The organism is Duganella sp. LjRoot269 (assembly GCF_964254095.1).
In the GTDB taxonomy this organism is placed as follows: Bacteria; Pseudomonadota; Gammaproteobacteria; order Burkholderiales; family Burkholderiaceae_D; genus Rugamonas; species Rugamonas hordei.
Map to the genome: position 1 here is coordinate 5,686,441 of NZ_CAXUSL020000001.1, position 25,266 is coordinate 5,711,706.

The window sequence follows — 25,266 nt, forward strand, 5'->3', positions numbered from 1 at the left end:
ATGAAAAAAGTCCTCATCCTCGGCGTCAACGGCTTTATCGGCCACCACCTGTCCAAGCGCATCCTGGAAACGACCGACTGGCATGTCTACGGCATGGACATGAGCACCGACCGCATCACCGACGTGCTGGAAAACGAGGCCTACAAGTCGCGCATGCACTTCTTCGAAGGCGACATCACCATCAACAAGGAATGGGTCGAGTACCACGTCAAGAAGTGCGACGTGATCCTGCCGCTGGTCGCCATCGCCACGCCGTCGACCTATGTCAAGGCGCCGCTGCGCGTGTTCGAACTGGACTTCGAGGCCAACCTGCCCATCGTCCGCTCGGCCGCCAAGTACGGCAAGCACCTGGTGTTCCCGTCGACCTCGGAAGTGTACGGCATGTGCCACGACGAAGAGTTCGATCCGGAGAACTCGGAACTGATCTGCGGCCCGATCAACAAGCCGCGCTGGATCTACTCCAACGCCAAGCAGTTGATGGACCGCGTGATCTGGGGCTACGGCATGGAAGGCCTGAACTTCACGCTGTTCCGTCCGTTCAACTGGATCGGCGCCGGCCTCGATTCCATCCATACGCCGAAAGAAGGCTCGTCGCGCGTGGTGACGCAGTTCTTCGGCCACATCGTCCGCGGCGAGAACATCTCGCTGGTCGACGGCGGCGCGCAGAAACGCGCGTTCACCGACATCGACGACGGCATCGACGCGCTGATGAAGATCATCGACAACAAGGACGGCGCCGCCAGCGGCAAGATCTACAACATCGGCAACCCGGTCAACAACTACTCGATCCGCGAACTGGCCGGCATGATGCTGAAGCTGGCCGAGGAATATCCGGAGTACGCCACCGGCGCCAAGCAGGTCAAGATCGTTGAAACGACGTCCGGCGCCTACTACGGCTCGGGCTACCAGGACGTGCAGAACCGCGTGCCGAAGATCACCAACACCTGCGAAGAGCTGAACTGGAAGCCGACCACCACCATGGCCGACGCCCTGAAGAAAATCTTCGACGCCTACCGCAGCCAGGTAGCCGAAGCACAAAAACTGATGGACTGAGATTTGACCGAGACTTTGAACAGCAAACCGCTGATGGTGTTGAAGATCGACGTCGACACCTATCGCGGCACCCGTGAAGGCGTACCTAACCTGGTGCGCATGCTGAAGGCGCACAACGCCGGCGCCACTTTCCTGTTTTCGCTGGGGCCGGACCACACCGGCTGGGCGCTGCGCCGCGCGCTGCGTCCCGGGTTCTTCAGCAAGGTCTCGCGCACTTCCGTGGTCGAACACTACGGCTTCAAGACGCTGATGTACGGCACCCTGCTGCCGGGCCCGGACATCGGCAAGGATTGCGCCGCCGAGATGCGCGCGGTGCGCGACGCCGGCTTCGAATGCGGCATCCACACCTGGGACCACGTGCTGTGGCAGGACAATGTCGCCAAGCGCGACGGCAAATGGTCCACCAGCATGATGCGCAAGGCCGCCGCCCGTTTCACGCAGGTGTTCGGCACGGCGCCGCGCACCCACGGCGCGGCCGGCTGGCAGATGAACAACGCCGCCTTCGCCGAGCATGACACGGCCGGCTACGGCTACGCCTCCGACGGCCGCTGCGTGCTCAACGACAACGGCAGCCTGGCCAATCCGGCCGACGGCCCCCACCGCCTGTCCGACGGCGGCAAGGTGCTGGCCCACATCCAGCTGCCGACCACGCTGCCGACCCTGGACGAGTTGCTGGGCCGCGACATCGACGGCACCATGGTCTCGACCGGCAACATCGCGGCCTTCCTGCTGAAGCTGACCGAAGGCGCGGCGCGCGACCACGTTTATACTTTGCATGCTGAGCTTGAAGGCCAGAAACTCGCCCCCATATTCGAGCAGTTATTGGCTGGGTGGCAGGCGCAGGGTTACCAACTGGCGTCCATGGCCGACTACTATCAGAAGATCCAGCACTCGACCGTGCCGGTCATCCCGATCACCTGGGGCGAACTGCCCGGCCGCTCGGGGCAGCTGATCGTACAAGGCGCCGCCCGTTCTTAAATACCGTTCAGGAGAAAGCCTGTGGCTGATAGCCAAAACGTAGTGAGCGACTTTTCCGCTGCAATGACCAGCGGCCTGACCTTCCAGCTGTCCGGCCGGCCGGCGCGCCACACCGTGCTGTTCTTCTACCCGAAGGACAATACGCCCGGCTGCACCACCGAAAACATGGCTTTCCGCGACCTGTACCAGCAATTCCAGGCAGCCGGCACGGAAATCTACGGCGTCAGCCGCGATTCGCTGCGCTCGCACGAAAGCTTCAAGGCCAAGCTGGGCCTGCCTTTCGAACTGATTTCCGATCCGGACGAAGCGCTGTGCCAGCAGTTCGGCGTGATGAAGATGAAGCAAATGTACGGCAAGACGGTGCGCGGCATCGAGCGTAGTACGTTTGTGATTGACGCTAATGGTCAATTAGTGAAAGAATGGAGAGGCGTGAAGGTAGCGGGTCACGTCGATGAAGTGCTGGAATTTGTAGCGCGTCAGGCTTAGTTGTTGTGCGCGTTGCAGCTTCCAGAGTTGCTTAACCGTAGCAGAACCATGCGTAACAGCCCTTGAGTCATCACTGTAATCCTTCCCACCCTACATGGTGGCCAACCGGCCACCACGCGGTACTTTCTCCGGGCGAGATGAGAGCCCGTCGGCAGTCTTATAACCTGTTTTACCCAGCATCCACCCCATCCGGTCAAGAGTTCGCTGTGTTCGCTCGCGCGCGCACTGCGCGCTCTCGCCCTATGGGCGGATTCCTCCAGATTTTTTTTGAATGAGATCCTGATGCCACTGCCAAAATTACCTAGTAAGCCAGCGACTTTACTTCTGGCCAAAGATTATCCAAAAGCGACAGGGCCGCGCCCGGTTCCCGCCATAGTAGCGGTGGCTGAGGTTGCGCCCGCGCCGAAGAAAGCGGCGCCTGTCAAAGCAGTGCCTGTAGCGAAGACCAAAGCAGTTCCCCCGAAAACCACAACCAAGTCGAAAACCGTCGCCGCCGTGCTGAAGGCTGCGCCGGAAGTATTGAAGAACGCCGCCGCCGGCATCGCTCCAGCCGCGGCTCCTGCCACCAAGGCAAAATCCGCACCGGCCGCGCGCAGCAAGGTCACGCCGATCAACGCCGAGGCGCCGCATCCAGCCAAGCACAAGCCGCATGAAGTGTCGATCAAGTCGTCGACCAGCCGCCACGCCGACCAGACCGGCACCACCAAGCTGTTCGTGCTGGACACCAACGTGCTGATGCACGATCCATCGTCGCTGTTCCGCTTCGAGGAGCACGACGTCTACCTGCCGATGATGACGCTGGAAGAGCTGGACAACCACAAGAAGGGCATGACCGAGGTGGCGCGCAATGCCCGCCAGGTGTCGCGCACTTTGGACGCGCTGGTTTCCAACACCGACGACGACGCCATCGAAAACGGCATCCCGCTGTCCAAGCTGGGCAACAAGGACGCCAAGGGCCGTCTGTACTTCCAGACGCGCCTGCAAACGGCCGACCTGCCGGTGGGCCTGCCGGTCGGCAAGGCCGACAACCAGATCCTGTCCGTGGTCCGTTCGCTGGAAGCGGAACAGGAAGGCCGTCCCGTGGTGCTGGTGTCGAAGGACATCAACATGCGCATCAAGGCGCGCGCGCTGGGCCTGCCGGCCGAGGACTACTTCAACGACCACGTGCTGGAAGACACCGACCTGCTGTACTCGGGCATCGTCCAGCTGCCGGACGACTTCTGGACCAAGCACGGCAAGGATCTGGAGAGCTGGCAGGAAAACAAGAACGGCCAGAGCGCCACGTTCTACCGCGTCACCGGCCCGTTCGTGCCTTCGCTGCTGGTCAACCAGTTCATCTTCCTGGAGCCGAAGAATGGCGAAGCGCCGTTCTACGGCCAGGTCAAGCAGATCAACGGCAAGACCGCCGTGCTGCAGACCCTGCGCGACTTCAGCCACAACAAGAACAATGTGTGGGGTGTCACCGCCCGCAACCGCGAGCAGAACTTCGCCTTGAACTTGCTGATGAATCCGGAGTGCGACTTCGTCACCCTGCTGGGCCAGGCCGGTACCGGCAAGACCCTGCTGGCCCTGGCCGCCGGCCTGGCGCAAGTGCTGGAAACCAAGCTCTACAACGAAATCATCGTCACCCGCGTGACGGTGCCCGTCGGTGAAGACATTGGCTTCCTGCCGGGTACCGAGGAAGAGAAGATGTCGCCATGGATGGGCGCCTTCGACGACAACCTCGAAGTGCTCAACAAGTCCGATTCGGACGGCGGCGAGTGGGGCCGCGCGGCGACGCAGGACCTGATCCGTTCGCGCATCAAGATCAAGTCGCTCAACTTCATGCGCGGCCGCACCTTCGTCAACAAGTTCCTGATCATCGACGAAGCGCAGAACTTGACGCCGAAACAGGTCAAGACCCTGGTCACCCGCGCCGGTCCAGGCACCAAGATCCTGTGCCTGGGTAACATCGCGCAGATCGACACGCCTTACCTGACCGAAGGGTCGAGCGGTCTGACCTATGTGGTGGACCGCTTCAAGGGCTGGTCGCACAGCGGCCACGTGACGTTGGCGCGCGGCGAACGCTCGCGTCTGGCAGACCACGCAAGCGACGTCCTGTAGTAGAATAAAACCGTACCTGTTAGCCCCGCCCGCAGCAATGCCGGCGGGGCTTCTTTTTTGTCTTCGAATACATTTAAGATGCAATGGAGCATTTATTTCGTGGCAATGCAGACAATTAGTGATGTCAACGATTTAATGCAGTGCACAATACAGACGAAGTCAGCCACGAAAGTGCTTGAAACCGGCAGCAAGCTGTATGACACTAGACATCCCAAGTCATTGATTTTCGCCCGTTTTTTACGCCACAGCCGAGGTACGACCATGGACATCCCTATCCTGATCCAGAAGCACGGCGGCAGCAAGTACGGCGTCACGGTCCCGGACATTCCGGGCTGCGTGTGCAGCGGCGAAACCGTGGACAAGGCCATGAGCAACGCCACCAAGGCCATCTACGGCCATGTCGGCCAACTGGTCGAGCAAGGCAAGGCCTTCGAGATCAAGCCGTCGGAAGTGGAATACCTGTCGCGCGAGCCGGACTACGCCGGCGGCATCTGGGCGCTGGTCAGCCTCGACCTGGCCAAGCTGGACGATCCGCCGGAGAATTGAGCGGCTCTTGCGGATGGCGCCGCAGCGCCGACTCCGGTACGTTGATCATGCCGTAGCGGGCCACCATTTCGCCTTGCCGGCAGATTTTTTACCTTGCCGGGAGACCGACTTCGATCTGCAGCCAAAACCCGCCTTGGTAACGTTCGCTGTCCTGCCAGCACTCGATGGCTGTTGGAGGGGGCAGCGGTTTGTCGGATCCCTCAAACATGAGCGCGACAGCCTCCTGCGCCATTGCGGGAAGATCATCCAGATCGTCGGCGGCTGTGAAGACGCCGGGCAGGTCAGGGAACGCAGCGCCGTAAGCGCTACGCTCGTCCTTCCAGACATAAATCGGATAGAGCATAGTGACCTTCATTTCAAGTTCGCCTGCTTCAAGATAGCCTTGCTTACGCCGATAGACAAATCTTTTTTGGGTGAGGAACACAAATTTCCTTGTCGCTTGACCTTCCCATGGTTGGAAGGGCTACAGTATGATCATCGAAACTGTTCAGGGGGCAAGGCGATGTATCAGCTACAAGTGGAAAACATGAGCTGCGGGCACTGCGTGGGGGCGGTGACCAAGGCGGTGCAGGCGGTCGATGCGGCGGCCAAGGTCGATATCGACCTGGCCAGCAAGACCGTCAGGATCGCCAGCGCCAGCGCGTTGGCTCCGCTCAAATCGGCTATCGCCGATGCCGGCTATCCGGTCACCAGCGCGGCCTGATTATTTATCCAGCTCGGGATAGTGGCGGAAGATGCCGTCTTCGTTGAACGGTATCCGCCGCTTCGACGCGACATAGGCGGCGATATTGGGCCGCAGCGCCACCTTGTCGCGCAACGCGATCAACGCCGGATACGAAGGCTCCAGCCTTGCCATCGCCTTCGGGAAGGCATAGCGCAGCCCCTCGATCAACTGGAACAGCGACAGGTCCACATAGGTCAGCCGCGAACCGATCGCATAACCGCCCCGTCCAGGATTGCGCACCACCACGCCCTCGAAATAATCAAGGAACTTCGGTATCCGCTCCTCGCGGAAGCACTTGGCGCGCGCCTTCGCTTCCTTCTTCTGCTCTTCGTAGTATTTGCTGGTGGAGATGGGATGATGCGTGTCGTGCACCTCGGCGACAATGTCGGCGATGGTCAGCTGCAGCTGGCTGGCCCACAAGCGTCCCTCTTCCGCGCGCGGCGCCAGGCCATGGCGGGTGCCGAGGAACATCAGGATGGTGGCGGTCTGCCCGATCAGCAACTCGCCCGCGCGCAGCACCGGCGGCGCGAACGACGGATGATCGACCTGGCTGCCATCGAGGCTGGCCAGCAGCGCCGGCATGCCCTTCTTCTGTCGCGCCACATCGACATACGGTACCGCCGCCTCTTCCAGCGCCAGCCGCACGAACTCGCCGCGGCCCTGCAGGCCGTCCCAATAATAAAGTTGGTATGGTGTCGTCATGCCAAGATGGTAGCACCGACAACGACGGGGCAGCGCCCGGAACGATATGCGCTGCCCGGTTATAATCCATGGTTACCCCGTTTACGCCTGTCCAGTCATGTCACCAGTTCCCCCGCTTGAGATGCATATCGTCCTGATGGTCGCCGCCGCCGGTTTCCTCGCAGGTGTCCAGAACGCGCTGGCGGGAGGCGGTTCCTTCATTACTTTCCCCGCCCTGCTGCTGGCCGGCCTCAATCCGCTGGCCGCCAACATGACCTCGACCATCGCGCTGTTCCCCAGCCAGACCACGTCCGCCTATGCCGGCCGCAAGCTGGTCGACGACGTCGGGCCGCTGACCTTCCGCCAGATGCTGATCATCAGCGGCATCGGCGGCATCTTCGGCGCCATCCTGCTGCTCAATACCCCGCCCTCGTTCTTCGCGCGGCTGGTGCCATGGCTAGTGCTGTTCGCCACGTCGGTGTTCGCGTGGGGCAGCTTCCGCAAGAAGCCGCTGCACGCGGCCAGCAGCATACCGCGCTGGACGCTGATCCTGGTGCAGACCTGCATCGCCATCTACGGCGGCTACTTCGGCGGCGGCATCGGCTTCCTGATGCTGGCCGCGCTGACCATCGCCGGCCAGCAGGTGCGCGCCGCCACCGCCACCAAGAACGTGCTGGCGATGGCGATGAACGCGGCGGCCACGCTGATCTTCGCCACCTCGCGCCTGATCAGCTGGCCCGCCGCCGTTGCGCTGTGCGCCGGCGGCATCGTCGGCGGCTTGTGCGGCGGCTGGCTGATCCACCGCCTGCCGGAAAAAATGATGCGCGGCTTCGTGGTGCTGGTCGGCGCCGTGCTGACCATCTGGATGTTCGCTAGAACGTAGCCTTCAGCGTCAGGCGGAAGGTGCGCGGTTCCACCGGATGGTAGTGGATGTCGTCGACGCCTTCGGCCGGCTCGCCCGGCAGCCGCGACGCATAGTAGTAGTCCACATCGCTGGCCTTGCGGTCGAACAGGTTGAAGGCGTCCAGCGACACGGCCCAGCGCCGGCCTATCCTGTATCCCACCCTCGCATACGCAATCGCCGTCGTCGCCGAACGCTGGCTGTTATCCTCGATCAGCGGACGCGGTCCGAAGTAGCGCATCTGGAAGGCGCCGGACCACGGGCCGATATCGGTGATGGTGGCGCCGAACGAAGCCACCTTGCCAATGGCGCCGGGGATGTAGTCGCCCGCTTCGTCATGCTCGGTATAGTGCGCACGCGAATAGGCCAGGTCCAGGTCGAACAGCAGCCACGGACGCGCGATGTAGTGGTTGTTCCATTCGATGCCCGAGCGGTAGCTGCCGCGGCTGGCGGCCGTGTCGCCGGCGTCGCCGGAGAACACCAGCTCGGACGCCGAGCGCAGCTTCCACAAGGCCATCGAGCTTTGCAGGCCGGGGATGAACTCCGTGCGCACGCCCAGCTCCGCGCCGCGCGTCTTGACCAGCGGCGTGACCGGATCGACAGGCTCCAGCTCCTTCGGTGTCAAGTGCACGGTGGTGCCGCGCGCGTCGTTGCTGTGGAAGCCTTCGCCGTAGTTGACGAAGAATTCCGTCTTCGCCCACGGCCCCAGCACCACCGAAATCTTCGGCGACGTCATGCCGTCGCTGACCTTGCCGCTGTTCTCGGCGATGTTGCTGGCGACATCGAAGCGATAACGGTCGTAGCGCAATCCGGCCGTGGTGCGCAGCCATTCGCGCCACTGCACGGTGTTCTCCACATAGGCCGATACATTGGCCTCCTTCACCTTCGACAGCGTGACGGCGCCGGCGATCTGCCGGTTGACGGTCTTGTACAACGCCAGCGGCGACAGGTAGTCGTAGCGTCCCTGCAGGCCCACCTTGTTGTTCACCTCCAGCCCGGCCCAGCGCGTGTACCAGGTCTGCGCCACGTCGAAGCCCGCCATGCGGCGCTTCTCGGTCTGGCGCGACTGGTCGCCGTTGACGGGATCGTCGAGGAAGTAGGTGAAGTCGTTGTACAGGTCCAGGCTCGATTGCACCAGGTAGACATTGGCCTGCAACAGCGTGTCGCTGCTGCGCCGGCGCAGCGTGGCGGACAAGCTGTAGCGCGAGGTGATGCCGCCATCGCTGGTATCGACCGCGCCGTATGGACTGAGTGTTCCGCTCTGCACCGCGCGCAGCGGAATCTGGTTGCTGGCGTACCAGCCGCCCTTGTAAAACATGCCGGTCACGCTGAACTGGTTGTCGCTGCCGCCCTGGCTGTAGCGCAGCACGCCCAGGCTTTTGTGGAACGCCTCGGGACTGGCCCAGGGTCCGTTGTTGTGTCCCAGCTCCGCGCCGTACACCAGGTTGCCGTCGCCCAGCGGCGCCGAGCCGGTGGCGTTGGCGCGGTAGTACTGGTGTTCGCCGACCGTCACGCTGGCGGAGCTGTTTTTCAGCTTGTTCGCCAGCCCCATGTGGGCGGCGCCGGCGGAAGCGAAATCGCCTTCGTCGGCATAGTACGGCCCCTTTTTGTAGTTGATGCGGTCGACCAGTTCCGGCATCAGGAAATTCAGGTCGGTGTAGCCTTGGCCGTGCGCGTGGGTGCGCATGTTGACCGGCATGCCGTCGATGAAGGTGGCGAAGTCGGTGCCGTGATCAAGGTTGAAGCCGCGCAGGAAGTACTGGTTGGCCTTGCCGTCGCCGCTGTGCTGCGTGACGATCACACCCGGCACGAACTCCAGCAGTTCGCCGGGACGCAGCGCCGGCCGGTTGGCGATCAGCGCCGCCGTCACCGAGCCCTGGCTGGCGGCGCCGGAAGTGCCGACACCGTTGTCGTAGTGTCCGCGCACTTCCACCGCCTCCACAACGCCCGCCGCAGCGGCGGCACGCATGCCGTCTTCGTCCGCATACGCCGCCAGTGCGACCATCAATGAACCGATCATAAATACTCCTTCAGCTTACTCAGTTTGTTCCGGCGGCCGACATAGCCAACACCGATCAGCGCGGCGGCCAGCGCCAGCAGGGCCAGCGTGCCGACGGTTTTCTGCACCGGCGTCAGGTGGGCCAGCGTCTGCATTTCAAAGCCGTTGACCTTGGCGTCCACCGCGTCGGGCTTGGCCTGCGGCGCCGGGGCGGCCGGCCTGGATTTGGCGCGCTGCGGCTGCGCCGTTGGCGGAGGCAGTTCTTGCGCCTTGGCTTGCAGCTCCTTCAGATCCGCCAGCGCGGCCTGCATGGCGGCGTCGGTTTGCTGCTGCGTCGCCGATGGCGCGGCTTGCGGCTGCGCGGACGGCGCGGCGCCGCCAACACGGCCGGCAGCGGCGGCACCGCGCGCGATGGCGGCGTTGGTGCCGACGTTGGGCACGAACTGGCCGCTGAACTGCGGAGCGATCTTCAGCGTCGCCTTGCTGCACGAATCCGCGCTGCAGGAGACGCCGGCATCCTTGATCGCCTGCGCATTCTGCTGCGTGAGCTTTTCGCGCACGGCGTCGCTCGGCTTCCAGTAGCCACGCTCGATCGCGCTCAGCATGCGGTCGGTGATCGCCTGGAAGGCGCGCAGGTTGCCGCTGCCGGCGAAGCGCTCGCGCACCTTCAGGCCATGGCGGTCCTCGACGTAGGTGTCGTACATGCGCTGCCATTTGCCACCGTCCACCACTTCCGGCACGGTGACCTGCCAGGCCCACAGATAGTCGACCACACGGTTGATGTAGCGCGCGCCGGAATAACCTTCCTTCAGCATGCTGTCGGCCCAGCGCGGATTCAGGTAGCGCGCCTGCATTTCCTGGCCCATGTACTGTTCCAGCGTCTTGTGGCCCGGCTTGCGGGGGTTGGACAGGTCGCTGACCATCACTTCAGGCGTCTTGCCGTCGACGCTGCGGATCGCCATCGCGGTGCCGCCCAGGTACTGGAAGAAGTCGTCGTTGTCCAGCGTCGCGAACAGGTTGCTGGAACGGCTGTGCAGCGCGATCTTGCTGCCGCTGATGGCCTGCTTGAACAGTTCGCGACGCTGGCCCGGGTCGGCCTTGTCGTCGCCCCAGTAGCCGGCGCCGAACGGATGACTCATGCGGTTGATGAACACGTCCGCCACTTCTTTCTCGTTCTGCCAGGCGTTGGTCAGCGGTATCAGCTTTTCGATCTGCGTACCGTAGGCGCCGCTCGGCAAGCCGAAGATGCGTACCGAGGCCATGCGCTGCGCTTCCTCGGCGGAGATGCCGCGCGCCTGCAATGCGGCGACCGTCTTGAGGCTGTGCTCCCGCATCACATTGTCGCCGTCATCATCCTGCCGCTGCGCCAGCTGCGCCGCCTGGTCCATCAACGTCAGCAGATTGCCGAACAAGTCGCGGAACAGGCCGGACGAGATCAGCGTGACGTCCACGCGTGGACGGCCCAACTGCTTGCGGCTCAGCGCTTCCACGCCGGTGACGCGGCCACGTTCGTCCCACGTCGGCCGTACGCCCATCAGCGCCATCGCCTGCGCCTCCATGATGCCCTCATGGCGCGACGTTTCGACGCCCCACAGGTTCATGCTCAACTTGTCCGGCCAGGCGCCGTGGCGCTTGCGGTAATCCTCGGCCAACTGCTGCGCCAGTTTGTACCCGGCTTCGTAGGTGGTCTTGCTCGGGATGCGCGACGGATCGAGGCCGAAGAAATTGCGGCCGGTCGGCAGCGCATCGGGATTGCGTACCAGGTCGGCGCTGGCGCCGGTCGGAATGTAGCGGCCGGACAGCGCCTGCATCAGGCGCTCCAGCTCCAGAGCCGCGCTGCGCTCGATGTCGCTTTCCAGCTGCGCGATGCGTTTGGTCTTTTGCTCGGCGGTCGATGTCGTATCGAGGCTGACCACCGCGCGCGCGGTGGCGTTGCGTTGCCCGGCGTTCGGCGCTACGCCGAAGGTGTGCAGGCCGAACGGCGTCAGCTTGCTGCCTGTGTCGTCCAGGTATTCCTCCAGCCCTTCCATGTCGGCTTCGGTTTTGAGTTCGGTTTTTTTCATGTCCTTCAACACGCCACTCCTGGCCGCCAGCCGGTTGATCGCCACCAGATGGCTGCGCGCCAGCAGCGGGCTTTTCTGCTCCGCCACGCGATAGTCGTTCAGCAGGGCGCCCAGCTCGCGCAGGTCGGGATTCAGCCCGGCCACGTCGAACGGCGGCGTCATGTGGTCGATGATGGTGGCCATGCCGCGGCGCTTGGCCTGTATGCCCTCGCCCACGTCATCCATCACGTACGGATAGATGTTGGGCATGGCGCCGATCAGCGCTTCGGTCGGATCGCTATCGGACAGGCCGGCCTCCTTACCGGTCAGCCATTCCTGCGTACCGTGGGTACCGATGTGCATGACGGCGTTGGCCCGGAAGCCCTTCTGCAGCCACAGGTAGAACGCGATGTATTCATGCGACGGCGGCATGCTGACTTCGTTGTGCAGCTTCTCCAGGTTCTGCTCCCACGCGCGGCCGGGCTGCGGCGCCATCAACACATTGCCGAAGCGGCGCGCCGGGTAGACGAAGAACGGCTCGCCTTTGGCGTTGCGCCACAGGACCGGTGCGTTCTCCGGCTTGCCCCAGGATTTTTCTATCGATGCGCGCAGCGGTTGCGGCAGCGTGGCGAACCACTGCTGATAATCGGCCAGCGGCACCAGCAGCGCCTGGCCGCTTTCGGCCAGATGCGTCAGGCCAGCCATGTAGTCGCCTCTGGATTTGCCGGGGTAGTTGCCCCACTGCTGGATCTCGCCTTGCAGCTCGTCTTGCGACGACGGCAGCGCCGTGCCGGTCTGGTAGCCTTCCTGCTTCAGTCGCTGGACGATCTGCCAAAGGCTCTCCGGCAGCACGTTCAGATAGGCCGCGCCGATGGTCTCGGAACCATGCGGATAATTAAAGTAGATCATGGCGATGTGCTTGTCGCCGTTGGCTTTCTGGCGCAAGGCCATCCAGGCGGCGACGCGCTCGTTCAGGCGCTCGATGCGCTCGGGGATCGGCGTCTCCTCGACGTAGGCCAGGCCGGTCTGTGCATCGCTGATGCGTTCGCGGCTGGCGACGACGGTCGGCTGGATCAGGCCCGCCACCTCCGCGCCGGCCAGCTGCCAGGTGCGCTCGATGATATCGAGGCCGATTTTCGATTCCCGCCACTGCGCCAGCGACTGCTGGCTCAAGGTGATGGCGTTGATCGCCGGGACGCCGATCTTGTCCAGCAGTGCGCCGGTATTGGCGGTGCCACCGACCTTCATGCCCAGCGCGACGATCAAGTCGACGCGGCTCTTGCCGTTTTCATCCAGCAGGAAGCGCAGCGGCACGTCGTACGGATAGCCGAACACCGGCAGCACGTTGTAGCCGCTCGCTTCCAGCCGCGCGACGATGGCGGCCAGCGGCAGCGTTTGTCCCGCCACCAGGCTGGCGCGGTAGAACGGCACGGCGATCCACGGCGCGCCGGTCTTGTAGTTGGCGTAACCGCGCAAGTACTGCTCATAACTGTCCGAAGTGCGATTGGCGGCAACGTCGTACAGGCCCACCTCCGGCATCGCGTGCACCGGCGCCACCGCCACCTTCGAACCGAAGTGGTTGCGCAGGATGTAGCGCAGCAGGTTGCCCATGTTCTCCACGCCGCCTTCGCTGTGGTAGGACTGGATAGTCTTGTCGTCGCGCACGCCCTGCTCGCGCAGGCTGTCGTCGATGGCGCCGCCGACGGCAAACACCGGGCGGCGCGCCTTTTGCAGCGCCAGCAGTTCGGCGCTCAGGCCGGTCATCGCCTGCCGTCCCTTGGCGGTGATGACCACCACGTCGGCGCCGGTCAAGGCCGCGCGGTCGGCCGGCGTCATGCCGTTGGCGGGGATGATGCGCACGGCGACGTTCAGGTCCTTCAACTCCGACTGCAGGCCGCGTACCGCCAGCACGGCGGGCCGCGACTCGACATCGCCCAGCATCAGCGCCAAGGTGCGCGGCGCCTGCGCGGAATGCACGTAGCCGCCTATGCACAGGGAGATCAGCAACAGGGCCAGCGCCCCGAATTTGGCAAACAGCTTATTCCGGTACATAGACAACCTTCCCATCCTGCAGTTGATACGCGGTGCCCAGGCGTTTGCCGGAGCCGGACAATGGCTTGTCGCTGACTTTGCTGACCTTGATCTCGGCGCCCTTCTTGGTCAGCACTTCCACGTGGCCGTCGGCGCTTTTCTTGGCGATGGTGACTTCGGAGTTCGGATCCAGCAGGTCCATCATGTTCCAGGCCGAGAACAGTGCCAGCATCATGGCGACGATGAAGACGATGCTGGCGTCGAACAGGTTGGCGACGCCGGCCAGCGGATCCTCGTTATGCTCGCCGATGCGGCTATAGCGGTGGCGGTTCAGATAGCGCATCTCAGGCCCCCGCGCGGACCAGGTGCGGCTTGTGGTCTTGCGCCGCGAGATGGGCTTCGGCGGCGTAGGCGATCTCGGTCAGGTCGCTGCGCAGCCAGTGCTCGCGCACCAGGCTCAGTACATAGGCGCTGACGCTGCAGGCCAGGCCGACCACGGTGGCGGTGAAGGCGGTGGTCATCGACTCGGCCATCTTCGGCAGGTTGCCCTGCGCCAGTCCGGCCAACGAGATGCCCATCGGAATCAGGGTGCCCATCAGGCCCAGCGCCGGACCGACGCGGACCACGAAGCGCACGCTGTCCAGGCGGCGCACGCCGTTGGCGTCGGCGCGCTGCACCAGCCGTTCGAGACGTGCGTCCAGTCCCGGTTCGCCTTCCTGCGCGGTGAGCACGGCGGCCATCTCCTGTTTAGCGGTGGCGACCAGCACGTGCACGCCGCGGCGGCGCTCCAGCCACTCAGCGCCGAAGGTGCCGAAGCACACCAGCATGTGCAGCACCAGCGCCGCGATGCCCAGCAGGACCGGCAGATAAAGGACAGTGGAGATGGAATACAGCAGTGTCTCGATAGAGTGCACGGCCGCGTCGGCAGGCAGGTTAAGCATGGGATGGTCCTGTAGGAAGAGAGGAAGAAAGAGGGAGGCCGCGGAGGCGCGCGGGCACGCGAACGGCGCGTGCGCAAGGCACGGCCGCCAGCCGGCGTAGCCGAGGCGCGCAAAATCGATGCATATGTGTAGATCAAAACAGACGCAATCCGCTCACTTCCCCGTGCGCGGATTGAAAAGAAATGCCTGGGCATTTCCACCTGTCTGGCCGGTATCCGGGCTGGCAAGCGAAACCGCCTGACCTTCCCATGCCGAGGCACAGTGGTTCAAAGAGGCGGATTGTCGTCGGTGACGACGCTTGTTTACCGTTGCGGGGGCAGCACATGTTGGCTGGCGTGGCCAGCTTCATGTTTCCCGTTTAACTGCGCGCCTGGACAGACGCGCGAGCACCAAAACGTGGCGATTATACGTTAATCGGCGAGCGATTGGAGGATCGGACAGTCGGGCCGGTTGTCGCCGTGGCAGCAGCTGGCCAGGGTTTGCAGCGTGTCGCGCATTTCGGTCAGCTCGGCGATGCGCTGATTGAGCTGCGCCACGTGGCCCATGGCGATGGTCTTGACGTCGGCGCTGGCCCGCTCCTTGTTCTGCCACAGCGACAGCAACTCACGGATCTGTTCCAGCGAAAAGCCCAGCGTGCGGGCGCGCTTGACGAAGCGCAGCGCATGCAGGTCGTTGTCGCCGTAGATGCGGTAGCCGGAATCGCTGCGCCGGCCCGGCGGAATCAGGTTGATGCTCTCGTAGTAGCGGATCATCTTGGCCGTGATGCCGGTGGCCGTTGCCGCTTGTCCGATATTCATGGTTGTCCTTTCGCGTGTTCCGGTGTCCAGCGGCGCAGCAGCAGCGCATTGCTGATGACGCTGACGGAGCTGAGCGCCATCGCGGCGCCAGCCACCATCGGGTTGAGCAGGCCGAAGGCCGCCAGCGGTATGCCCACCAGGTTGTAGATGAAGGCCCAGAACAGGTTCTGGCGGATCTTGCTGTAGCTGCGGCGCGAGATCGAGATGGCGGCGGCCACCAGCGCCGGATCGCCGCGCATCAGCGTGATGCCGGCGGCGTGCATGGCGACGTCGGTGCCGCTGGACATGGCGATGCCTACATCGGCCGCCGCCAGCGCCGGCGCGTCGTTGATGCCGTCGCCGACCATGGCGATGCATGCATGCTCGTGCTTCAGCGCGGCGATGGCGGCGGCTTTGTCCGCCGGCAGCATGTTGGCGGTCACGCGCTCGATGCCGAGTTCCTTGCCGACGGCGTCGGCGCTGCCCTGGTTGTCGCCGGTAAGCAGGACGGTGTGGATGTTCAGCGCGTGCAGCGCCTGCACGGCCGCGCGGGCCTGCGGCTTGACGCGGTCGCCAAAGGCGAGCAGGCCTGACAGCTGTTTGTCGTCCACGTCGGCCAGCCAGGAGATGGTATGCCCCTGCCGCTCCAGTTCCCCCGCGCGTGCCTCTAGCGCGGACAAGTCGATACCCCGCTCCTGCATCAGGCGCGTGCTGCCCAGCACCATGCGCCTGCCGTCAACGGAGGCCGCGATGCCTCGGCCGGGCAAGGCAGCGACATCGGATGCGGACAAGGGGACGGAGTCGGCGTCCTTTGCGGCGGCGTCCACCACGGCGCGGGCCAGCGCATGCTCGCTGCCGCGCTGTATGGCGGCCGCCAGTTGCAGCAGGCGCGCCGCAGCCACGCCCGGTGCCGGCTCCAGCGCCGCCAGCGACGGCTTGCCTTCGGTGAGCGTACCGGTTTTATCGAAAGCCACCGTGGTGATGCGATGCGCCAGCTCCAGCGCTTCCGCATCCTTGATCAGGATGCCGTAACGCGCCGCCACGCCGGTGCCGGCCATGATGGCGGCCGGCGTGGCCAGCCCCAGCGCGCATGGACAGGCGATCACCAGCACCGCCACCGCGTTGATGATGGCATGCTCCATATCGCCGCTGAACAGCCACCAGCCGGCCAGCGTCAACGCCGCCAGCACCAGCACCACCGGCACGAACACCGCGCTGACGCGGTCCACCAGATGCTGCACCGGCGCCTTGGCGGCCTGCGCGTCTTCCACCAGCCGGATGATGCGCGCCAACGTGCTCTCTGCACCGACCGCCGTCACGCGCACCAGCAGCAGCCCCTCGCCGTTGATGGCGCCGCCGGTGACGTGGTCGCCACCGTGACGCGCCACCGGCAGGCTCTCGCCCGTGATCAATGCCTCGTCCACGTGGCTGGCGCCCTCCGTCACCACGCCGTCGACCGCCACCCGCTCGCCGGGACGCACCACCACCATGTCGCCGATGCGCACCTCGGCGATCGGCACGTCGATATCCTGCGCGCCGCGCCGCACCCGCGCCGATTCCGGACGCAGCACCTGCAAGGCGCGGATCGCCGATGCGGTCTGCCGCTTGGCCCGCGCCTCCAGCCATTTGCCCAGCAGGACGAGCGTGATGACCACGGCCGACGCCTCAAAGTACAGATGCGGCATGGTGCCGCGGCCTGCCAGCAGTTGATAGACGCTCAGGCCATAGGCGGCGCTGGTGCCCAGCGCGACCAGCAAATCCATATTGCCGCTGCGGGCGCGAACCGCCAGCCAGCCGGCGCGATAGAAACGCGCCCCCAGCCAGAACTGCACCGGCGTCGCCAGCAGGAATTGGATGCGGCCATCCAGCATCCAGTGCACGCCGGCCAGCTCCATCAGCATCGGCAGCACCAAGGGCAGAGACAGCAACGCGGCCAGCAGGACGGCATGGCCATCGCGCGGCCCGGGCAAGCCGCGCGCAAGCATCGGTGCCTGCGCATTGGCCACTGCGTCCGGCACGACGGGGATGCCTTGGTAGCCGGCCTTGTCGATCGCCTGCACCAGCAACGCGATATCCACCGGCTGCGCCGATTCGACACGCGCCATCTCGGTCGCCAGGTTGACGCTGGCCGTGTCCACGCCCGGCACCGCCGCCAGCGCCCGCTCCACCCTGCCCACGCAGGAGGCACAGCTCATGCCTTCAATTTTGATCGCTTGCTGATTCATGATGACGCCCGTTGCTATCTGTATGCTGTCAGCATCAAGTATCCCATGATTGGAAGGTCAAGCGTTTTTGCAAATAAAAAAGGCCAGGTATCAAACCTGGCCTTCCTGGTATGGCGACGACGGGATTAGCGTACTTCGCAATCGACGGCGTTGGACTTGGGTGGCGTGCTCGTCCCCGATGTAGGCGGCGGCGCGCTAAATGCCTGCGGCGGCGTGAACAGCAGGCCCGGATTCTTCGGCACGATGACCGGCGGCTGGATCGGGTTTGGTGTAAAGCCGAACTGGCCGGCGGCGAAGTTCTGGGTACCGCCCCTGTTGCTCACATTGATCAGCCCATCGATCACCTGCACGTACAGGCCGGGCGGCAGGACGGGCCCGGCGGTCGGGGTCACCGTCCTCGGCAGCGGGATATTGACCTGCGCCAGCATCAGCGGCTGGACCGGGTAGGCGTCGCCCAGCGCGGCCGTACTGGCCATCAGGTAGGCTTCGCGCGCGGCGACAGCCTGCTCCGACGGCTCGACCCACTCGGCAATGAAGGTGGTGCCGCGAATACCGATGGTGGCGCTCGGCGTCTTCATCGCGAACTTTTCCTTGTTGCGCTTGCCCAGCAGGCCAGTCACTGAACGCAGGCCGCCCTTGACCAGATTGAACGACGCGTTGTCGCCGTCAGGCTTGCCGGCGTCGTAGCTGAAGTTTTCCACCTTGAAGGTGGTCGACGGCTTGAGCGTGATTTCGCTGTTGTCGATGAATTTCACCATGGCGTAGGTGTTCTTCTCCGTCACCAGCGTGTCGCCGCTCTCGACCTCCGAGCGCATCGACAGGATGCGCACGACGCCGTCGGCCTTCTTGGCCAGCAGCGGCCCGCTCAGTTGCACGATGGTGCCGGCCACCTGCGCGGCCCAGCTGGCGCTGACGACGCCACACAGCGCCAGCAGCATCAGCGCTTTAATTACAGTACATTTTTTTAGCAGGTTCATTTTTGGTTCCGCTCTTGTCAGTGGATGCAACTTCTTTGGTGTCGGTCTTGTCCGCAGCCTTGTCGGCTGTCTTGTCGGACTTGGTGTCGTCAGGCGTGGTCGAGGTGGCCGCGCCACCCGTGGTGGCGCCGCCGCTGGACGTGGTGGTTTTCTTCGTATCCAGGAACGCCACCTGATCGAGGTCGGTCTTGGGCGCAGACGTCGTCACCGTCTTGATGATTTCGTTCGACGCCTGCTGCACCGGCTTCACCGGCTCGCTGGCCGTCGGCGGCGACAACACCTGGCACAACGCCGAATTCGGCGCGATCGTGCAGATATCGGCCGATGGTGGCGGCGTTGGCGTTGGCGTCGGTACTGGCGTCGGGGCCGGCGTTGGCGTTGGAGTCGGCGTTGGCACCGGAGTCGGCACTGGCGTCGGTGTAGGCGTTGGCACCGGAGTCGGCACTGGCGTCGGTGTAGGCGTCGGTGTAGGCGTCGGCGTCGGCGTTGGCACCGGAGTCGGCACTGGCGTCGGTGTAGGCGTCGGCGTTGGCACCGGAGTCGGCACTGGCGTTGGCGTTGGCGTTGGCGTTGGCGTTGGTGTTGGAGTTGGTGTTGGAGTTGGCGTCGGCGTTGGTGTCGGCGCAGGAGTCGGTGTCGGCGGCTGCTGAACAGTCGTCGCCTGCGTCACCGGGCCATGGACGTCGGCAACGCTGCCGCCGGCGGTAACCGTGTAGCTGGCCGCCGTCACCGAGATGGTGCCGCTGGTCGACGCCACGGTGGCGCCGCTACCGATGGTGATCTGGTTGCTAGGATCATAGCTGGTACCCGCAGCCAGCGAAATATTGCCGGACGCCGTGCTGACGTTGCCATCGATGACCAGAGGACTGTGCGTCTGCAGCGTGATGCTGCCGCTGCCCGTCACTACGCCATAGGCCGGCGCCGGCGACGGGGCTGGCGACGGCGCCGCGGCGATCTTCAAGCCGCCCCAGTTTTCGATCCTGACATCGCCGTCATTGCCGCCTCCGCTGTCGACCTGCAGCGCCTTGTACACCGTCATGTAAGTGGCATCATGGGCCGTGTTGTTGGCGTTGGCGATATTGATGTCGGTGGTACTGTGGCCACCGGCGGTGTTGGTGGCATACAGCGCCGACACATTGGTCTTCAGCGCGGTGGATTCGGTACCGATACCTTGGGTGGCGTCCATCGTCAGCGTATTTGCGACGATAGCCCCTTGCATCGCCCCCGTGGCGGTACTGATATTGCCCGCCACAGTCAGCGTCACGTCACCCTCGCTTTGCACACCGCTGATGTCATACAGCGTAGCGCCGCTGACGTCGCCGCCCGTCAAGCGGCTGATCGCCACGCTGCGGCTATCCGTGAATTGAATGGTCTTGCCGGCCCCGGTCTGCCACATGGCGATGTTATCCACCGCGTTGCCGGCATTGGTCAGGTTGATATTGCCGTTGGTGGCCACACCCAGATCGCTCACGCTGATCGAGCCGGTCTGCGTGATGTCGCCACCGTAGCTGAGCAAGCCCACCCGCGTGGTGAGCGCGTTGAGCGAATCGACACCGGTGCCGCCCGCGACCAGGCTTTGCACCGTGATATCGCCAACGTTATCCGTCGCGCCCTTGTCGCCGAGGCCCAACGTCGGCGTGACCATGTGATACAGCTTGGTGATTTCCAGGCAGCCGGCAAAGCTGCCCGCCGAGCAACCCGTGCCGCCGACCAGGATCTTGTAGTTGTGGTCAAACGGCGCAATGCTGGCGGTGTTGGACGTGACGTCGGCACCCAGCGTCAAGCTGTTGGCGCCGATCGAGACAACGTCGCCCATCGCTGTCGCAGCGATGTTGACCGCCGGCGCGTTCAGTGCCAATTCACCGGCTACCTTGATCGGTGCAGCGATCGACACCAGGGTGCTCGCAGCCCCGCCGACTGTCGCACCCAGTTCGAGGTTGCGAGCGTAGTAGGTCTGTCCAGTCAGGTCGAGCGCACCGGTCACATTCACTTGACCATTGGGACTGGCGATGCTGATATCGGCGTTACGTATCTTCTGCAGCGTGGTGTCGCTCAGATTCATATCGAAAGTCTCAATCAAATCCGCGCCGGTCCCGATATTGACGTTGCCATAGGACTTGATAAACACTTGAGGAGCGGTGCCAGTGCCAACAATGGTGGCATCGCTCGGCAAGACGATTTTTCCGGTGTACAGGCGTATGTCATTCCCGCTCAGCTGCATGCCGGACGCCAGTTTCACTTTGTTGCTGTCGAATTGCAGGTAACCATTGGCGAAGCCACTCGACTGGCTGACGCCATTGCCCCGCCAGCCCACGGTCAAATCGTTCAGGCTCTTGACGCTCAGCGCGCCGATGTTGACAGCGGACAGTTCAGAAATATGGTTACTGGAATTATCCAGCAAGGCCGAGCCAGGCGTACTGATGCTGAGGCCGTGGCCGGTGGCCTGTTCAACGTTGTAGGAATTGAGCTGGGCATTAGCCTGCTGCGTGATGTTGCCACCGGCTGTGAGGACGATGCCGGTGGCGCCGGTGATGTTCCCAAGCACCACATTGTGGGCTGCAGTGAAACTGAAATCGCCGACACTGCTGCTGCCGCTAATAGTGCCGACTTCGTTGGCGCCGGTCAGCGACACGGTCTGGGCAATGGCGTTCAGGGCGCCAATAGTAACGGCGCCGCTGCCGGAGACCGTGCCGCCGGACAGTGTCAGGTCGGTGGTGCCGGTGGTGCTGCCCGCCAGGTTGAGGGCGCCGGTGACGACGTCCGAGCCGGTGTAGCCGCTGGCCGTGCCGATGCTCATATGCGCGCCGTGCAGCGTTTTCAATTCCGTATCGGTCAGGCCCAGCACAGTGGACGAGTCGGCGGCACCAACGCCGAGGTTGATGTTCTTGTCGCTGGTGTAGGTGTCGAGCTTGATGACCGACGACGCCACGCTGCCGCCCAGGCTCATCTTGTCCGCGGTCAATTGCACCGAGCCGCCGCCGGTGTCGGTGCTCAGCGCCGCGCCGGAACCCAGGGTCAGCGTTCCGCTGCCGTCCACGCTGGCCTGCAGCACGCCGGTGCGTCCGGTACCCAGGCTCAGCGCGTGATTCAGATTGATGTCCGCGCCGCTTTCAAGCAGTACGTTATTCACCGTGTTGAAGCTCAACGCGCCGCCGCTGTTGATGTTGGCGGCTCCGCTGTGGCCGACGACCACGCTGCCGGCCGATACCGTGTCGAAATCAGCCTGGCTCAAGCCCAACGTGCCGGCGGTCTTGGCGCCGAGGGTGATGGCGCGGCTGACGGTGTACGGCGCAAACGACACCGATGCAAAACCGTTGCTGTTGGTCGTGCCGATGGTGCCGGCCGCGCTGTTGAGATTGATGTTGTCGGCCGTGAAGGAAATCAACGGCGCATTGCTGCCGTTGTACGTGGTACGGATCGAGCCGTATTGGCCCACGGTGATGTAGCCATCCGCCGTTTCGGCGCGGGCGTCGAAATCGCCGATGCCCAGCTGGATGCCGCCATTGACGGTGACGTAGCTGCCGCTGAGCGTCAGCTTGTTGCCGCCGGTCTGCACCGCGCCGTCCGCACCGCCGACATTGGCGATAATGACGCCGCCCAAGCCGCTGGCGTAGCCGCCACTGTTGTCGTTGGCCTTCAGCGTAATGTCGCCGTTCATGTACAGCGGCGCATTGACTTTGATGTCGTTGCCGGCCTGCACGGTAAGGCTGTAGGCGCCGGGATTGTTGATCAAGGAGGAGAAGGTAATATCGTGCCGCGCCTGCAAAGTGACGTTGGCAGTAGCTGCAGTGATATCGCTGGCATTGACCGTGGTCGAGTCGGCAGTCGGGTCTGGTTGGGGTGGAGTGCCGAAGATGGCTGCGCCGCTCAGAGCACTGCCGCCGCTCGATACAACCTCAATGTCGTACGGATCAAGCAACCAGCTACCAGTGCGGCCCTGCGCGGCGCCGGCATTGACACGGGCGCCCGCTACATCAAGGTAGTGGCCCGAGGTTTCGACCGCGCCACCGTCGCCGCCGTGGGCGCCGCCGCGTGCCGACAGCATGCCGTACATGCGCGTCGCATCCTGGCTCCACACCACCAGCTTGCCGCCGTTGCCGCTGCCCGTGGCGTCGGCGCTGATGAGGACATCCTTGCCGACAAACGTCTGCTGCGCGTTCTGCACGGCCGCGTTCTTGCCCTGGTAGTCGCCGCCGACCAGCACCGTGCCGCCGCCGGCCGCGCCGCTGGCGTCGACCACCGCGTTGCCGGTCAAGCCGACCTTGTCGCCCAGCAGTTGGATGTCGCCGCCGGTGTTCAGATTGCTGCCCACCGCCGTGGTCGTGCTGCCCGCTTCGACCATCGTGGTGCCGCTCGATTTCAACACGATCCGGCCATTCTCGCCGCGCACCGCGCTGTTGGCGTTGATGGCGCCGCGCTGGCTCACCAGCGCGCCGTACACGCCGACCCGGCCGCCCTGCGCCACGATCTGGCCCAGGTTGACCGCCTGGTCCGACGGCGACGACACCACCACCTGCACGTTCGGATCCTTCGAGTCGAACAGCTGCACGCTGTGGCCGGCCGCCAGCACCACGTCGCCGTTGGCCGACGAAATGATGCCGCTGTTTTCCACCGCCGGCGCGACCAGGAAGATCTGGCCGCCGGCCGGCGTGGTGATGGTGCCGGCGTTGCTGACCTTGCCCGCGTTGGCGACGTCGGTGAAGTTGTTCTTGCCGGACAGGAAGTCGGCGTTCGAGATCGCCAGGCTGGACGCCACCAGGCCGTTGACGTCGACGCGCGAGCCGGCGCCGAACATCACGCCGTTCGGATTAATCAGGAACACCTTGCCGTTCGACTGCAGCGAGCCGAGGATCTGCGTCGGGTCCTGGCCGGTGATCCGGTTCAGCACCTTGCTGTCGGCGCTTTGCTGGATGAAGCGGGTGATTTCGCCGGCATTGATCGAGAAGCTGCGCCAGTCGATGATGGCATTCGGCGTATTGGTGATCGAGTACAGGCTGCCCTGCTGGTTGAAGGTGGCCATGCCGTGCACAACCGTCGGCGACACGGGATTGGCTTGCGCGGCGCCGAACGCCGCAGCGACCATCACCGCCAGTATTTTGCGGCGCAAAGGGATGGAGGAGTAAGCCTGCGCTGCGCGGCCGCTTCGGATATTTTTTTTCATGATCTTCATCAGGCTCAGTAAGCCAGCCCCAATCTCAGGTGCAAGCGATTGGCGTCGGCGCGCGTGGTGGCGCCGGCACGGACCACATGGCCGTAATCGAGCTGCAGGTTGGCGTAAGTGGACAGCACGAAGCGCGCACCGACGCCGGTACTGGCGATGGTGGTGCTTTCCAGTTCGCTGGCCAGCGCGTGATTGCGCTTGACGTAAGCGGTATCGTAGAAGGCCAGCAGGCGGCAATTCCAGCCGGCGCGGCTGCACAGGTTGGGCGTGTAGCCTTCGAGGTTGATGCCGAGGCCGGAGTCGTTGGAAATCTCGCGCTCGGCGAAGCCGCGCACCGAGGTGGCGCCGCCGGCACCGAACTGCTCGCCGGGGATCAGTGCGTCGCTGGTCAGCTGGCCGTTGGCGATTGCGCGCAATTGCCAGTCGCCGGCCAGCGCGCGGGTGATGCTGCCGCCGAAGCGCAGCACGGTGTAGTCGGCCTTGGAGCCGGCGCGGGCCAGCGTAAACGACGCCTGATCGCCCTTGGAACCGCCGGAGATGTTGTGCGCCAGCGTAATCTGCCCGCTGATCTCGCCCGCCTTGATCGGCAGGCTGGCCTGGTAGCTGACGCTGAGCGGATGCACCGTCACGTCATTGCCCAGCTGCGAACTGCCGCTCTGCACATCCAGCAATTCAACGTTGTTCTTGAACGCCTTGTAATCGACGCCGTAGGTCAGGTGCTGCTCCAGTTCGCCGCGCTTGGCCAGGTTCTGGTTGTAGCGCGCGCCGTACACGGCGCCCTTGCCGCTGACGGCCAGGTTGAAGGCGCCGGCCGACACGGTGCCGGAGTCGACGTTGGAATAGCTGGCGAAGAAGTCCAGCGAATCGCCCAGCGCATACAGCGGGATATGATAGCCAGCGCCGTACACCTTGACCCGGCCTGGTTCCTCGGCCGAGGTGGTGTACTGCAGCGACGCCAGGTGGTCGCGGCCGAACAGGTTGGCGTTTTGCAGGACGAAGCCCAGGTGGGTCTTGCCGGTCTGCTCGGTGCCGGTGTTGTCGGCGTTGGCCATGACCTTCCACGGCGATTGATCCTTGACGTCCAGCACGGCGTCGACCTCATCGTCCTTTTCGCCACTTTGCAGCTTCATCGTGACTTCCTTGGACGGATTCTCGTTGCCCTGCTTCAGGTTGCGCGACACCGCCGCCAGATCCGGCGTGCGGCCTTCCTGCAGCGCCGGCAGGCTGCGGCGGATATTGGCCTCGTCGAAATATCGATTGTTCTTGACGCTGACGCGGCCGATTTTGGTTTCCACTACCTTCAACACCACCACGCCGCGATTGAGCTCCTGCTCGGGCAGTTCGATGGAGACGATGTTGTAGCCGCGCGCATGGTAGACCGCTTCCAGCGCCTCCAGCGCCCGCTGCACGTCGCCGAAGTCGCGCCCGGTGCCGGTGTACTGGGCCAGCAAGGCATCGATCTGCTGCTGCGGCAGCAGGGTATTGCCCTTGACTTCGAAGCGTGAAATTTCAAAACGGATGGGGGCGCCGTCGTCTGCCGGCTCGGCCGCCCAGGCTGAAGTGACGGCGGCGGCGAGGATGGAACCTGCTAGCAGGCGCGTTAAGCTATATCTCATGTGTCGGCTCTTAATTTTGCTAGCTG

The 25,266-nt window shown here is 64.1% G+C and carries 18 protein-coding genes and 1 riboswitch; of the genes, 7 read left to right on the forward strand and 11 right to left on the reverse strand.

Annotation, left to right across the window (positions count from 1 at the left end):
• The 5 genes from ACSQ3S_RS25440 (at position 1) to ACSQ3S_RS25460 (ending at position 5,166) form a co-directional block, all read left to right on the forward strand.
• Entirely contained in the window at positions 1 to 1,053 is a 1,053-nt protein-coding gene (locus ACSQ3S_RS25440; protein ID WP_176652082.1) for a bifunctional UDP-4-keto-pentose/UDP-xylose synthase, read from the forward strand.
• A 33-nt stretch (positions 1,054 to 1,086) separates the two neighbouring features.
• Positions 1,087 to 2,031 carry a polysaccharide deacetylase family protein gene (locus ACSQ3S_RS25445; RefSeq protein WP_353405359.1) on the forward strand — a complete coding sequence of 315 codons (945 nt, stop codon included), beginning with the start codon at positions 1,087 to 1,089 and terminating at the stop codon, positions 2,029 to 2,031.
• Positions 2,032 to 2,052: 21 nt separating this feature from the next.
• Positions 2,053 to 2,517, forward strand: coding sequence for a peroxiredoxin (locus tag ACSQ3S_RS25450; RefSeq protein ID WP_413446261.1), 465 nt, complete (start codon positions 2,053 to 2,055; stop codon positions 2,515 to 2,517).
• 282 nt (positions 2,518 to 2,799) lie between these two features.
• Entirely contained in the window at positions 2,800 to 4,620 is a 1,821-nt protein-coding gene (locus ACSQ3S_RS25455; protein WP_353405332.1) for a PhoH family protein, read from the forward strand.
• Between the two features lie 261 nt (positions 4,621 to 4,881).
• Complete coding sequence (locus ACSQ3S_RS25460; protein WP_176652084.1) at positions 4,882 to 5,166, forward strand: type II toxin-antitoxin system HicB family antitoxin; 285 nt, start codon at positions 4,882 to 4,884, stop codon at positions 5,164 to 5,166.
• A gap of 88 nt (positions 5,167 to 5,254) precedes the next feature.
• Here ACSQ3S_RS25460 and ACSQ3S_RS25465 read toward each other — a convergent pair whose 3' ends face one another.
• Positions 5,255 to 5,590 (reverse strand): type II toxin-antitoxin system HicB family antitoxin, encoded by a 336-nt coding sequence (locus ACSQ3S_RS25465; protein WP_436144159.1) that lies wholly within the window; start codon positions 5,588 to 5,590, stop codon positions 5,255 to 5,257.
• A 78-nt stretch (positions 5,591 to 5,668) separates the two neighbouring features.
• Here ACSQ3S_RS25465 and ACSQ3S_RS25470 point away from each other — a divergent pair, with 78 nt between their 5' ends.
• Positions 5,669 to 5,869, forward strand: a complete 201-nt coding sequence (locus tag ACSQ3S_RS25470) for a heavy-metal-associated domain-containing protein (RefSeq protein ID WP_436144160.1) — start codon at positions 5,669 to 5,671, stop codon at positions 5,867 to 5,869.
• Here ACSQ3S_RS25470 and ACSQ3S_RS25475 read toward each other — a convergent pair whose 3' ends face one another.
• Complete coding sequence (locus ACSQ3S_RS25475; RefSeq protein ID WP_436144161.1) at positions 5,870 to 6,592, reverse strand: glutathione S-transferase; 723 nt, start codon at positions 6,590 to 6,592, stop codon at positions 5,870 to 5,872.
• A gap of 97 nt (positions 6,593 to 6,689) precedes the next feature.
• Here ACSQ3S_RS25475 and ACSQ3S_RS25480 point away from each other — a divergent pair, with 97 nt between their 5' ends.
• Positions 6,690 to 7,454, forward strand: a complete 765-nt coding sequence (locus ACSQ3S_RS25480; RefSeq protein ID WP_436144162.1) for a sulfite exporter TauE/SafE family protein — start codon at positions 6,690 to 6,692, stop codon at positions 7,452 to 7,454.
• Here ACSQ3S_RS25480 and ACSQ3S_RS25485 read toward each other — a convergent pair.
• From ACSQ3S_RS25485 to ACSQ3S_RS25525, 9 genes are all read right to left on the reverse strand, one after another.
• Positions 7,444 to 9,492 carry a TonB-dependent receptor gene (locus tag ACSQ3S_RS25485; protein WP_436144163.1) on the reverse strand — a complete coding sequence of 683 codons (2,049 nt, stop codon included), beginning with the start codon at positions 9,490 to 9,492 and terminating at the stop codon, positions 7,444 to 7,446. The genes ACSQ3S_RS25480 and ACSQ3S_RS25485 overlap by 11 nt on opposite strands.
• Positions 9,489 to 13,565: a cobaltochelatase subunit CobN gene (locus tag ACSQ3S_RS25490; protein ID WP_436144164.1), complete on the reverse strand. Its 4,077-nt coding sequence runs from the start codon at positions 13,563 to 13,565 to the stop codon at positions 9,489 to 9,491. The genes ACSQ3S_RS25485 and ACSQ3S_RS25490 overlap by 4 nt, the downstream gene beginning before the upstream one ends.
• Entirely contained in the window at positions 13,552 to 13,887 is a 336-nt protein-coding gene (locus ACSQ3S_RS25495) for a DUF2149 domain-containing protein (RefSeq protein ID WP_436144165.1), read from the reverse strand. The genes ACSQ3S_RS25490 and ACSQ3S_RS25495 overlap by 14 nt, the downstream gene beginning before the upstream one ends.
• Position 13,888: 1 nt before the next feature.
• Positions 13,889 to 14,485, reverse strand: coding sequence for a MotA/TolQ/ExbB proton channel family protein (locus tag ACSQ3S_RS25500; RefSeq protein WP_436144166.1), 597 nt, complete (start codon positions 14,483 to 14,485; stop codon positions 13,889 to 13,891).
• Between the two features lie 189 nt (positions 14,486 to 14,674).
• Positions 14,675 to 14,893: riboswitch (cobalamin riboswitch) on the reverse strand.
• A gap of 2 nt (positions 14,894 to 14,895) precedes the next feature.
• Positions 14,896 to 15,282, reverse strand: a complete 387-nt coding sequence (gene cueR / locus ACSQ3S_RS25505; protein WP_436144167.1) for a Cu(I)-responsive transcriptional regulator — start codon at positions 15,280 to 15,282, stop codon at positions 14,896 to 14,898.
• A complete protein-coding gene (locus tag ACSQ3S_RS25510; protein ID WP_436144168.1) occupies positions 15,279 to 17,486 on the reverse strand; it encodes a heavy metal translocating P-type ATPase in 2,208 nt (735 codons plus the stop codon). Before ACSQ3S_RS25510 ends, cueR begins: the two co-directional genes overlap by 4 nt.
• Positions 17,487 to 17,611: 125 nt before the next feature.
• Positions 17,612 to 18,463 carry a FecR family protein gene (locus tag ACSQ3S_RS25515; RefSeq protein WP_436144169.1) on the reverse strand — a complete coding sequence of 284 codons (852 nt, stop codon included), beginning with the start codon at positions 18,461 to 18,463 and terminating at the stop codon, positions 17,612 to 17,614.
• A complete protein-coding gene (locus ACSQ3S_RS25520; RefSeq protein ID WP_436144170.1) occupies positions 18,432 to 23,624 on the reverse strand; it encodes a beta strand repeat-containing protein in 5,193 nt (1,730 codons plus the stop codon). The genes ACSQ3S_RS25515 and ACSQ3S_RS25520 overlap by 32 nt, the downstream gene beginning before the upstream one ends.
• A 14-nt stretch (positions 23,625 to 23,638) precedes the next feature.
• Positions 23,639 to 25,240, reverse strand: coding sequence for a ShlB/FhaC/HecB family hemolysin secretion/activation protein (locus ACSQ3S_RS25525; RefSeq protein ID WP_436144171.1), 1,602 nt, complete (start codon positions 25,238 to 25,240; stop codon positions 23,639 to 23,641).
• Between the last annotated feature and the right edge of the window lie 26 nt (positions 25,241 to 25,266).

Coding starts and splice junctions, on each gene's coding strand:
- ACSQ3S_RS25440 (WP_176652082.1), top strand. CDS start 1: ATGAAAAAAGTCCTCATCCTCGGCGTCAACGGCTTTATCGGCCACCAC.
- ACSQ3S_RS25445 (WP_353405359.1), top strand. CDS start 1,087: ATGGTGTTGAAGATCGACGTCGACACCTATCGCGGCACCCGTGAAGGC.
- ACSQ3S_RS25455 (WP_353405332.1), top strand. CDS start 2,800: ATGCCACTGCCAAAATTACCTAGTAAGCCAGCGACTTTACTTCTGGCC.
- ACSQ3S_RS25460 (WP_176652084.1), top strand. CDS start 4,882: ATGGACATCCCTATCCTGATCCAGAAGCACGGCGGCAGCAAGTACGGC.
- ACSQ3S_RS25470 (WP_436144160.1), top strand. CDS start 5,669: ATGTATCAGCTACAAGTGGAAAACATGAGCTGCGGGCACTGCGTGGGG.
- ACSQ3S_RS25475 (WP_436144161.1), bottom strand. CDS start 6,592: ATGACGACACCATACCAACTTTATTATTGGGACGGCCTGCAGGGCCGC.
- ACSQ3S_RS25480 (WP_436144162.1), top strand. CDS start 6,690: ATGTCACCAGTTCCCCCGCTTGAGATGCATATCGTCCTGATGGTCGCC.
- ACSQ3S_RS25485 (WP_436144163.1), bottom strand. CDS start 9,492: ATGATCGGTTCATTGATGGTCGCACTGGCGGCGTATGCGGACGAAGAC.
- ACSQ3S_RS25490 (WP_436144164.1), bottom strand. CDS start 13,565: ATGTACCGGAATAAGCTGTTTGCCAAATTCGGGGCGCTGGCCCTGTTG.
- ACSQ3S_RS25495 (WP_436144165.1), bottom strand. CDS start 13,887: ATGCGCTATCTGAACCGCCACCGCTATAGCCGCATCGGCGAGCATAAC.
- ACSQ3S_RS25500 (WP_436144166.1), bottom strand. CDS start 14,485: ATGCTTAACCTGCCTGCCGACGCGGCCGTGCACTCTATCGAGACACTG.
- cueR (WP_436144167.1), bottom strand. CDS start 15,282: ATGAATATCGGACAAGCGGCAACGGCCACCGGCATCACGGCCAAGATG.
- ACSQ3S_RS25510 (WP_436144168.1), bottom strand. CDS start 17,486: ATGAATCAGCAAGCGATCAAAATTGAAGGCATGAGCTGTGCCTCCTGC.
- ACSQ3S_RS25515 (WP_436144169.1), bottom strand. CDS start 18,463: ATGAACCTGCTAAAAAAATGTACTGTAATTAAAGCGCTGATGCTGCTG.
- ACSQ3S_RS25520 (WP_436144170.1), bottom strand. CDS start 23,624: ATGAAAAAAAATATCCGAAGCGGCCGCGCAGCGCAGGCTTACTCCTCC.
- ACSQ3S_RS25525 (WP_436144171.1), bottom strand. CDS start 25,240: ATGAGATATAGCTTAACGCGCCTGCTAGCAGGTTCCATCCTCGCCGCC.